The sequence below is a fragment of the Gelidibacter sp. genome (genome assembly GCF_053579655.1).
On record NZ_JBMDWE010000028.1, the window covers coordinates 43794 to 54878 of the forward strand.

Genomic DNA, 11085 nt, shown 5'->3' on the forward strand with positions numbered 1-11085 from the left:
TAAAAATGAGACTCATTCCAATTGCTTTGATAGCACTCCTAACTTTAACGAATTGTGAAGAAAAGACCAGGTCATTTTCATCTTCTGAAATTGCACTGCTTCCAAAACCAGCTTCTTTAGATTTAAATGAAGGCTCTTTTGCCATTACTGACGGGCAACAAATTTTCGCAGATCTTGACGAACAGCAAAACGCCGCCGCGGATTTTCAAGCTTATATTACAAAAACTGCCGGATTTAAATCTTCCGTAGTTAAAAGTTATGGTCCTTCTATCAGTTTTGAGAAAAAGGAAGATCTTGGCCCAGAAGCCTACGAATTAGTGGTATCGCCAAAAAAAATAAGCATTTTAGCAAATGACGCAGCAGGCTATTATTATGGCGTTCAAACCTTGATGCAGTTAGTAACAGCGGAAACTGCCGAGGGTTCTCAAACCACCACCTATTTAGTTCCATCGGTACGCATCCAAGACAGTCCACGTTTTGCATGGCGTGCGTTCATGCTTGACGAGTCCCGCTACTTTCATGGCGAGGCCTTTGTAAAACAATTGCTTGATCAAATGTCATTGTTAAAAATGAACACGTTCCATTGGCACTTAATTGACGATGCCGGATGGCGTGTTGAAATCAAAAAATATCCTTTATTGACTGAAGTTGGTGCGTTCAGAAAAGACTCAGAAATCGGCACTTGGAAAAGTGGCAAAACTTCTGGCGAACCACATGGTGGATTCTATACTCAGGAGCAAATAAAAGACATCGTTGCTTACGCTGCAGCTCGAAATATTAATATCGTTCCTGAATTTGAAATGCCAGGACATTCCAGTGCGGCCATTGCAGCCTATTCATGGTTAGGAACTCTCGGTAAAGAAATAGAAGTTCCCGTTCAATTTGGACGTTTGTATGACAATTATGACGTTACGAAACCAGAAGTCATCACTTTTATTAAAGATGTATTAAATGAATTATTTGAAATATTTCCATCGGAAGTCATTCATATTGGTGGCGATGAAGTAGGATACGAAGTTTGGGAAAAATCAGCTTCGGTTCAAAAATACATGAAGGCACACAATATTAATTCGCCAGCCGATTTACAGATTGATTTTACCAATAAAATTTCTCAATACATTGAAGAGAATGGTCGCCGCATGATGGGATGGAATGAAATTTTAGGAAAAAACATTCATTCCGATTTTGCTGAAAAGAAAACTGACAAAGAAGCCGAAACTGAGCTGGCTAAAAATGTGATCGTTCATTTCTGGAAAGGCGATTTGGAATTATTAACCGACGCTGCTCAAAATGGCTATGCTATTGTGAACTCTTTACATAGCAGTACTTATTTGGATTATAGCTATTCCTCCATCCCTTTGGAAAAAGCCTATGCTTTTAACCCAATTCCTGAAGGTTTGGATGCGAAATTCCACAAAAATATTTATGGTTTAGGTTGCCAAATGTGGAGCGAATGGACACCAACCAATGCCGATGTGGAGCGTCAAGCATTTCCAAGAATCGCGGCTTATGCCGAAGTAGGTTGGACAACACTTGAAAATAAAGATTATGACAGCTTTAAAGTCGCTCTTAAAAAAATGGAAAAACATTGGGATACTTTAGGCATCAACTATTTTAAGGACAGTGATAAACTTGAAGCGGAATTGAAAGCACAACAAGAAACTGATTCCAAATAAGGCTATCAAAATAATGTGGTGTCCCAAACCTCACAGATTTTCCTCCAACGCTGAAGCTTCGGCGGACGAGTAAAAACCTGTGAGGTTTCTATTAAAAATAAAATCCCGAGGAAAAATGGGATGAATACAATTATAAATTCAAAACAAATGAAGCAGTACTCCATTTTATTAATGCTATTATTTATCCTTAATAGCTGCCAAACCCCATCAAAAACATTTTCGGAAGATGAGGTTTCCATCGTTCCAAAACCTTCAAAAATGACTCTTTCAGATGGCAGTTTTTCTTTTTCAAAAGACACTAAGATTTCGGTAGAAAATGAGGAACAGAAACCAGCAGCAAAATACTTGTCAGATCTGTTTGAAAATGCCGCAGGTTATGCACTTCCTATATCAGAATCCAAGAATAATGCGAGCATCGTTTTTATAAAAGATGAAACCTTAAAAGCGGAAGCCTACACTTTAGAAGTCACTCCAGAAAAAATTACGATCAAAGCCAGTGATGCTCCGGGTTATTTTTATGGCGTTCAAACTATTCGTCAATTATTGCCTCCAAGCATTGAAGTGGCCAATAGCACCTTACAAGATTGGATCATCCCAAGCATCTCCATTAATGATGAACCACGTTTTGCATGGCGCGGGATGCACATGGATTTTAGCCGTCACTTCTTCACTCTGGACGAGGTAAAAATCTTTCTAAATTATATGGCCTTATATAAGTTGAATACCTATCACATGCATTTAACGGACGATCAAGGCTGGCGTATTGAAATCAAACAATATCCGTTATTAACCGAAAAAGGCGCTTGGCGTGTGGAAAGTTCCCATGACATCAATTGCAATGAATTAGCTAAAACCGATCCTTCCTACATTATTGACGAGCAACATTATCACGATCGTGATGGTCAACGTATGTACGGCGGTTTCTTTACTCAAGAAGAAATTAAAGAAATTATTGCCTATGCCGCAGAGCGCCAAATTGAAGTGATCCCAGAAATTGATATGCCTGGTCATTTCAAATCGGCCATCGATAATTATCCATATTTATCCTGTACCAACGAAGCCGGTTGGGGCGAATTGTTTTCAAGTCCAGCCTGTTTAGGGAAAGAATCCTCATATGAATTTACCAAAAATGTGCTTTCTGAAATCATTGATTTATTTCCTTCAGAATATATTCATATTGGTGGCGATGAAGTCAATATCCAATCTTGGAAAGAATGTCCACTTTGTCAAAAAGCGATTAAGGATAATAACCTAAAGAACGAACACGAATTACAATCGTTTTTCAATCACGATATCGAGGCGTTTTTAAACTCCAAAGGAAAACGCATGATGGGTTGGGATGAAATTGTTGAAGGCGGATTATCGGATGACACGACGATGATGTGGTGGCGCAATTGGGCACCAGAAATGTTGACGAAGGCTGCCGATAATGGCAACGATATCGTCATGACACCTTGTTTCGAGTATTATTTTGACGCGCAAAACGACGTGACACCGTTTGATAAAGTGTATAACTACGAACCGATTCCTGAAGCCTTTACCGACAATCAGGCCAAACACATTTTAGGCGTTCAAGCTAACTTATGGTCGGAAATGATTCCGAATTTCAAGCGCCTACAATATATGGCGTTCCCAAGAATGCTCGCCTTGGCGGAAACGGCATGGACATCAAAAGAGACTAAAAATCATGACGATTTCCAAAAAAGAATGACCCTTCAATATGACCGTTTGGATGCTTTAAATATTATTTATCATATTCCATCGGTCACAGGATTTAAGGATAAAGTCGCATTTATAGATAAAGCCACAGTTTCATTAGAAGCCCCCTTAAAAGGCATGGATGTATATTACACCACTAACGGAACTGTCCCAACAAAAGACTCAAAAAAGTACACAACGCCCCTAGAGTTTACCGAAACTCTTACCTTAAACACGATTGCTTTTAGAGGCGATATCCCAAGTGACACAAGATCAGCAATCGTCGAAAAACAAACCTATTTGGAACCTTTAGATGTGAATCCAAAAACGGGAAGTATCAAACGTTGGGCAGGTATCAAACAGTTTTCAGTGGTTGATGATATTGTTTTACCAGACAATGCCGAGTTTACCTCAGTCAATGCTATTGATTTTCCGGATCACAAAGGTATTGAGCATGTGTCCGTAGTGTTTAAAGGCTATTTCTATGCGGAAGAAGAAGGTTTATTCGATTTTTCAACCAAATCTGACGACGGCAGTTTTTTATATATCGGCGATAAGTTTGTAGTTGATAACGGCGGCAACCATTCAGCCATAGAAAAAGACGGCATGGTGGCGCTCAAAAAAGGCTGGCATCCATTGACTGTGAAATTTCATGAGGCCACAGGTGGCGGTCAATTAACAGTTTGGTATACCGCTCCAAATGGCGAAAAGAAAGTTTTGGAAGGTACCGTGATTGGAGAATAAAAAAAAAACATACAGACACGAATTGCACAAATATTCACTAATTCTTGAAAATTTAAAGATTTTCTTTTTGTGATAATTAGTGAAATTCGTGTCTAAAAAAATCAAGTCTAACTAACAACAACGCATTCAATGAAACTATTATTTAAATCCCTTCTAGTTTTTTCAATCCTGTTGACTTTTGCCTGTCAAAATGAAAACAAAGATTTTGCAGTAGCTCAAACCTATGAAGAGCCACAAGATCCTGCGCCCAGCCCCGATCAGAACTGGTCTGCCGTTCCAAAAGGCTTGCAAGCATCAGTAACCTCAACGGATATTCGTTTTGTAAGGAGTGAAATTCCTAAAATCGAACAACAATCCACTTGGGAAGGCACGGCTTGGAAAGGCGAACGCACAGCAGCACAATTAGTGCTATGGAGCAATGACTCCTTAACAGAAGTAAACACAAGAATTTCAGATTTTAAATCAGATGCTGGCAACAGTTTGCCTGCTTCCATTGCAGAAATCAATTTTGTAAAATACGTCATTACTGATATTTTCGAACCAGGGTGTGGACACAGAAAACCAGAAGATTTCCCATCGTCACTAGCGGCTGATGCATTGGATCCAGTATCTTCTTATGCTATTAAAGCACAAGAAACCCGTCCGATTTGGATTACCATCAATGTGCCGTCTGATGCTAAAGCTGGAACATACAATAGCACGTTCACCATTGATGTCAAAGGACAGGAAAGCAAAACCATGGAATTCTCGATTCGAGTCATCGATAAAGTTTTGCCAGCTGTTGCCGATTGGAAATTCCATTTGGACATGTGGCAAAATCCTTATGCTGTTGCCCGTTTTCACAATGTCGATCCTTGGTCCAAAGAACATTGGGAGTTATTGAAACCGATCATGAAACGTCTTGCCGATGCCGGACAAAAAGTGATTACTGTCTCCTTAAATAAAAGACCTTGGGGCGGACAAACCTTTGACCAATTTGAAGCCATGATCGCATGGAAAAAGAAAACCGATGGCACTTGGACTTACGATTACACCATTTTTGACAATTGGGTACAAATGATGATGGATTTGGGTGTGAAAAATCAAATCAGTTGTTATTCGATGGTTCCATGGGGCAATGAATTCTACTATTTTGACGAAGCCGAAAACAAGGAGATAAAAATAGTAGCTGCACCAGGAACCGAAGCTTATGAAGCCTTATGGATTCCGTTTTTAGAACAATTTCAAGCACATGTAACTCAAAAAGGCTGGAATAAAATTACCCAAATCGCCATGGACGAACGTGGACCACAGGAAATGACCGCCATGTTAAAATTATTGAATGAACATGCACCAGAATTTGGAGTTTCTTTCGCTGACAATCATAAAAGTTATAAGCTTTATCCGGACGATTTAAAAGATATGTCCGTTGCTTTTGGGCACCCTGTAGATGAAGCAGATCTTAACATTCGAAAAGAAAACGGTTATATCAGCACGCATTATGTATGCTGCACGGACAAGTTCCCAAACACCTTTACCTTTTCGCCACCTGCAGAAGGTGTATTTATTGGCTGGTATAGCATCGCCGCCGATTTTGACGGCTTCTTACGTTGGTCGTATAATAGTTGGACTGAAAAACCATTGGAAGACTCACGATTTAGAGCGTGGCCAGCTGGCGACACGTATATCGTATATCCAGACAATCGCACTTCGATTCGCTTTGAAACGCTCAGAGAAGGGATTCAAGATGCTGAAAAGATCAGAGTTTTGAGAGAAGAGCTTCAAGCGAAAGGCATGCTTGACGAACTGGATCATTTGAATAAAGTGGTCGCACAGTTTAACGTGACTTCCAAGCCGGCAAACTTTGAAGGCATGCTCAAGGATGCCAAAAACCATCTTGATCTTTTGGCTGAAAAACTAAATTAATTAAAAAAAGGCTCTTTAAAAAAGAGCCTTTCTAATACACACTATTAACGAGATTAAAACAACAACACTTACAAACATTATTTTTATGAAAAGCTTACTTTCTGGACTATTATTTTTGACGACCTGTTTTGGTTTTGCTCAAAACCTAGCCATCAACCCTACACCACAAAAGGCAGTGATTTCCAATTATATTGACACGCCTACACAATTCAATCTGCACCATAAAAACGTAGATAAAGCCACCCAAAACTTACTTGCTACGTTTTTTAATGACACCAATACGTCCAACAAAGGATTTACGGTTAGTGTAGGAAACATCAATGATAAATTTCATAAAAAATTCCTGAAAAAAGTACCTCAAAATCCAGAAGGCTATTTTATTAATAGTAGTAATAAAAACATTACGGTTATCGGCAGAGATGCCCGTGGTACATATTACGGCGTCAGAACTTTATTAGCCTTATTAGCCTCAGATAAATTTCCGCAAGGAGAAATTATAGATTATCCAGATGTCACTGCACGAGGAACTGTTGAAGGTTTTTACGGAACGCCTTGGAGCTTTGAACACCGTGTGCGTCAAATAGATTTTTACGGCGAAAACAAGTTGAATACCTATATTTATGGCCCTAAAGACGATCCCTATCACAGTTCTCCAAATTGGAGAAAACCTTATCCTGAAGACGAAGCGATTCAATTAAAAAAATTGATTGACAGAGCCGAAATGAATCATGTCGATTTTGTTTGGGCGGTTCACCCAGGTAAAGACATTAAATGGAATGATGAAGACCGCAATGCCCTACTCCATAAATTTGAATTAATGTACGACTTAGGCATTCGTTCCTATGCGGTGTTTTTTGACGACATTTCCGGAGAAGGGACCAATCCGAAGCAACAAGCAGGGTTATTGAATTTCTTACACAACAAATTCGTAGCTGTTAAAAAAGACGTAAAACCATTAATTATGTGTCCTACGGAATATAACAAAGGCTGGTCTAACGTAGAAGGTGGTTATTTAGCAACCTTAGGCAAGGAATTAGATCCTTCCATCCGCATCATGTGGACAGGTAATACGGTGGTTTCTGATATTGATCAGCCAACAATGGAGTGGATTAATAATCAAATACAGCGTAAAGCTTTTATTTGGTGGAACTTTCCAGTTTCTGATTATGTAAGAAACCATCTGCTTATGGGGCCAACTTATGGCAACGGTAAAGATATTGCTGATATGATTTCTGGTTTTGTTTCAAATCCTATGGAACATGCTGAAGCTTCTAAAATCGGGATTTATGGCGTGGCAAATTATGCTTGGAACATGTCTGCTTACGATTCAGAAAACAATTGGTTGGAGGCCATGAAGGTTGTGATGCCAGAAAGTTACAATGCCTTAGAAGTGTTTGCGCGTCACAACAGTGATTTAGGCCCGAATGGCCACCGTTACAGACGTGACGAATCGGTAAAATTTGCACCTGCGACAGAAACGTTCTTAAAACAATTGGAAGCTGGACAAAAAATTGACAATTTGGAAAGCGTACGAAAGGAATTTCAAACAATGGTTGAAGCTTCTTATATTTTATTGAGCAGCACAGACAATCCAGTCCTTTTGGATGAAATTCGCCCGTGGGTAAAACAATTCCAACTCTTGGGCCAATCTGGACTTTCGATGTTAAATATGTACACAGCATTGCAAGCCAAAGCAAGGGACGATTTTGAAAGAAGCTATAATGCCGTTAAAGCCATTAAAACGCAAATGTATCATATAGATCGCACCGAAAACCAGAATCCGTATCAACCAGGAGTTGTAACAGGTAGCTTGGTTGTACAACCATTTATTGATAAGAGCTTTGCCTTCCTGACCAACACTTACAATAAAGCATTTGATAAAAACCTAGAGGTGGAAGCCGATTACAATCCACACAAATTGTACACTAACATAGCGCAGTTACAGAATCAACAAGTAACCCTTCGTGATAGAACTTTGGCCTTAAATCCGCCATTGGAAGTAATTCGTTGGGAACCTAAGGCTTATTCCGGATTTGAATTACAGGAACCAACACGCGTTGAAAGAATTTCATTCAAAGCATCGCCTGCTACAATTTATGCGAATTTAAGATTAGAAGTATCAACAAACGGTACAGATTGGAAATCGATAGACACTAAAGAAGATAAAGAAGCGCTACAAGCTTCGGCAAATCAAACGGTAAAATTTATTCGTATTTCCAACATAGCAAACGAAACTATTGAAGGTCGGATAGAGAACTTTACGATTTCAGTAAAATAAAAAAAGCAAACCTCTGGGAATTATGCAAATTAATACCCACGGGATTCAAAATAACTATATGATAAAATTTAAATTCCGAACAGTAAAAACCATTGCCAGTTACTTGTTCGTGTTTAGCACAATGGCAACTCAGAGCAATCTTCACGCCCAAAGTGTTTCTACAAGCGTCATTGAGCATACGGCCATTTCAGAACAACAACAGATCATTGGTGCCAAAAAAATCAATGCCACAACGATTGAGATTTCTTTTTCTAACAATCAAAAGATGCTTTTAGATTTTTATGGAGATCATATCTTCAGACTTTTTCAGGATAATTCGGGTAATGGTATGCGTGCTCCAGAAGCAAAGCCAGAAGCTCAAATATTAGTGGATAACCCACGAAAAGAGGTTTCAAATTTAAATGTGACTGATCAAGCAAATGAACTTTCTATTTCAACAGGAAAAATCACAATCGTTTTTAATAAACAGTCGTCATTATTTAAAATTGTGGATGCAAAAACGCAATCTGTAATTGTTGAAGAAACAGCTTTGCCAATTTTTGAAGAGAAGGAAGTTGCCATCACTTTAAAAGAAAACGCTGATGAATATTTTTACGGCGGCGGAGTTCAAAACGGACGCTTTTCCCATAAAGGTAATGTCATCTCCATCGAAAACCAAAACAGCTGGACGGACGGTGGCGTTGCCTCTCCTACGCCTTTTTATTGGTCAACCCAAGGATATGGCGTGATGTGGTACACCTTTAAAAAAGGAAAATATGACTTTGGATCTAAGGCATCTGGGGAAGTGAAACTATCACACAACACCGATTATCTGGATGTTTTCTTTATGATCAACGACACTTCTACTGCCATATTAAATGATTTTTACCAATTAACGGGCAATCCAGTGTTGATACCAAAGTTTGGTTTTTATGAAGGTCATTTAAATGCTTACAATCGCGATTATTGGGCTGAAAACGAAAAAGGCATTCTGTTCGAAGATGGTAAACGTTATAAGGAAAGTCAAAAAGACAAAACAGGCATCAAAGAATCTTTAAATGGCGAATTGAACAATTACCAATTCTCAGCACGAGGCGTTATTGACCGTTATGCCAACCATGATATGCCTTTAGGATGGATTCTTCCAAACGATGGTTATGGTGCAGGCTATGGGCAAACTGAAACCTTGGATGGCAACATTCAAAACCTAAAAGCTTTTGGGGATTATGCACGTTTTAAAGGTGTAGAAATCGGTTTGTGGACCCAATCCGATTTACATCCAATTGATAGTATCAGTGCGTTGTTACAACGTGATATCATTAAAGAAGTAAAAGACGCTGGCGTCCGCGCATTAAAAACGGATGTGGCTTGGGTAGGTCCTGGCTATTCTTTTGGACTTAATGGTGTGGCTGATGCTGCCACTATTATGACCAAATACGGCGATAATGCACGTCCATTTATTATTTCTTTAGATGGTTGGGCGGGAACCCAACGCTATGCGACCATTTGGTCGGGCGATCAAACCGGTGGTGTTTGGGAATATATCCGTTTCCACATTCCTACCTATATTGGTTCTGGATTATCTGGTCAACCTAATATTTCATCAGATATGGATGGGATTTTTGGTGGTAAAAAACCGATCATCAACATGCGAGATTTCCAATGGAAAACGTTTACGCCAATGCAATTGAATATGGATGGCTGGGGCGCAAACGAGAAATATCCACACGCCTTGGGCGAACCTACCGCTTCCATCAACCGAAATTATTTAAAGTTGAAATCTGAGCTTTTACCTTATGCATACAGTATTGCCAAAGAATCTGTAAACGGCAAGCCGATGATCAGACCAATGTTTATGGAATCAAAAAATCCATATACCGAAGGCAAGGCGACGCAATACCAGTTTATGTACGGACCAAGCTTCTTGGTGGCTCCTATTTATCAAGCTACGAAATCGGATGACTTTGGAAATGACATCCGCAACGGCATTTATTTACCAGAAGGCACATGGATCGGTTATTTTACCGGTGAAACTTACCAAGGCAATCGTATTATCAATAGTTTTGACAGCCCGATTTGGAAACTGCCTGTATTTGTAAAAAGCGGTGCCATTATTCCGATGGTCAATCCGAATAATAATGTTTCTGAAATCAATCAACATCTGCGTATTTATGAGCTTTATCCTTTTGGAAAATCGTCGTTTACCCACTATGATGACGACGGCGTTTCTGAAGCTTATAAATTAGGTGCTGGCACTTATACGTCGATAACTTCTGATGTAGATTCCAAAAACACAGCTATTATTACCGTGCATACAACTACAGGAAACTTTAAGGGTTTTGTGAAGGACAAAGTGACAAAATTTGTAATCAACGTTACCGAAAAACCTCAAGCGATTGTGGCCAAAATAGGAAAGCAAAAAGTAAAGCTTTCTGAAGCAAGGTCCATGGCAGATTTTAAATCTAAAGAAAACGTTTATTTTTATAATCCATCGCCAAACATGAACAAATTCTCAACCAAAGGCAGCCGACTTGAAAAGTTACAGGTTATTAAAAATCCGCAGGTTTTGGTAAGAGTGGCTTCTACTGACATTACCAAAAACAGTGTGAACCTAGAAATAAAAGGTTTCAAGTTTTCTCCAGCAGACACATATCGCATCACTTCAGGTGCTTTAAACGCTCCTGAAAATGCACAAGCCACTGAAGCTAATTCCGAAGCTTACACCTTGACCCCATCTTGGAACAAGGTCACTAGATTAGCCCCTTATAAGTTCGGAGTGTTATTTTAAATTTCAAATCTATACAT

At 39.2% G+C, this 11085-nt stretch carries 5 protein-coding genes; all 5 read left to right on the forward strand.

Annotation, left to right across the window (positions count from 1 at the left end):
- Positions 1–5 precede the first annotated feature (5 nt).
- The 5 genes from ACOH2D_RS13780 to ACOH2D_RS13800 all read left to right on the forward strand — a co-directional run bounded on the left by ACOH2D_RS13780 (position 6) and on the right by ACOH2D_RS13800 (position 11068).
- Entirely contained in the window at positions 6–1676 is a 1671-nt protein-coding gene (locus ACOH2D_RS13780; RefSeq protein WP_449535559.1) for a beta-N-acetylhexosaminidase, read from the forward strand.
- A 120-nt stretch (positions 1677–1796) separates the two neighbouring features.
- Positions 1797–4118 carry a family 20 glycosylhydrolase gene (locus ACOH2D_RS13785; protein WP_449535560.1) on the forward strand — a complete coding sequence of 774 codons (2322 nt, stop codon included), beginning with the start codon at positions 1797–1799 and terminating at the stop codon, positions 4116–4118.
- A 129-nt stretch (positions 4119–4247) separates the two neighbouring features.
- Complete coding sequence (locus tag ACOH2D_RS13790) at positions 4248–6023, forward strand: DUF4091 domain-containing protein (RefSeq protein WP_449535561.1); 1776 nt, start codon at positions 4248–4250, stop codon at positions 6021–6023.
- 85 nt (positions 6024–6108) lie between these two features.
- The gene (locus tag ACOH2D_RS13795) at positions 6109–8301 is read left to right on the forward strand and encodes a beta-N-acetylglucosaminidase (RefSeq protein ID WP_449535562.1); all 2193 of its coding nucleotides are present in this window, start codon (positions 6109–6111) and stop codon (positions 8299–8301) included.
- A 58-nt stretch (positions 8302–8359) separates the two neighbouring features.
- Positions 8360–11068: a glycoside hydrolase family 31 protein gene (locus ACOH2D_RS13800; RefSeq protein WP_449535563.1), complete on the forward strand. Its 2709-nt coding sequence runs from the start codon at positions 8360–8362 to the stop codon at positions 11066–11068.
- The last annotated feature ends 17 nt before the right edge of the window (positions 11069–11085 follow it).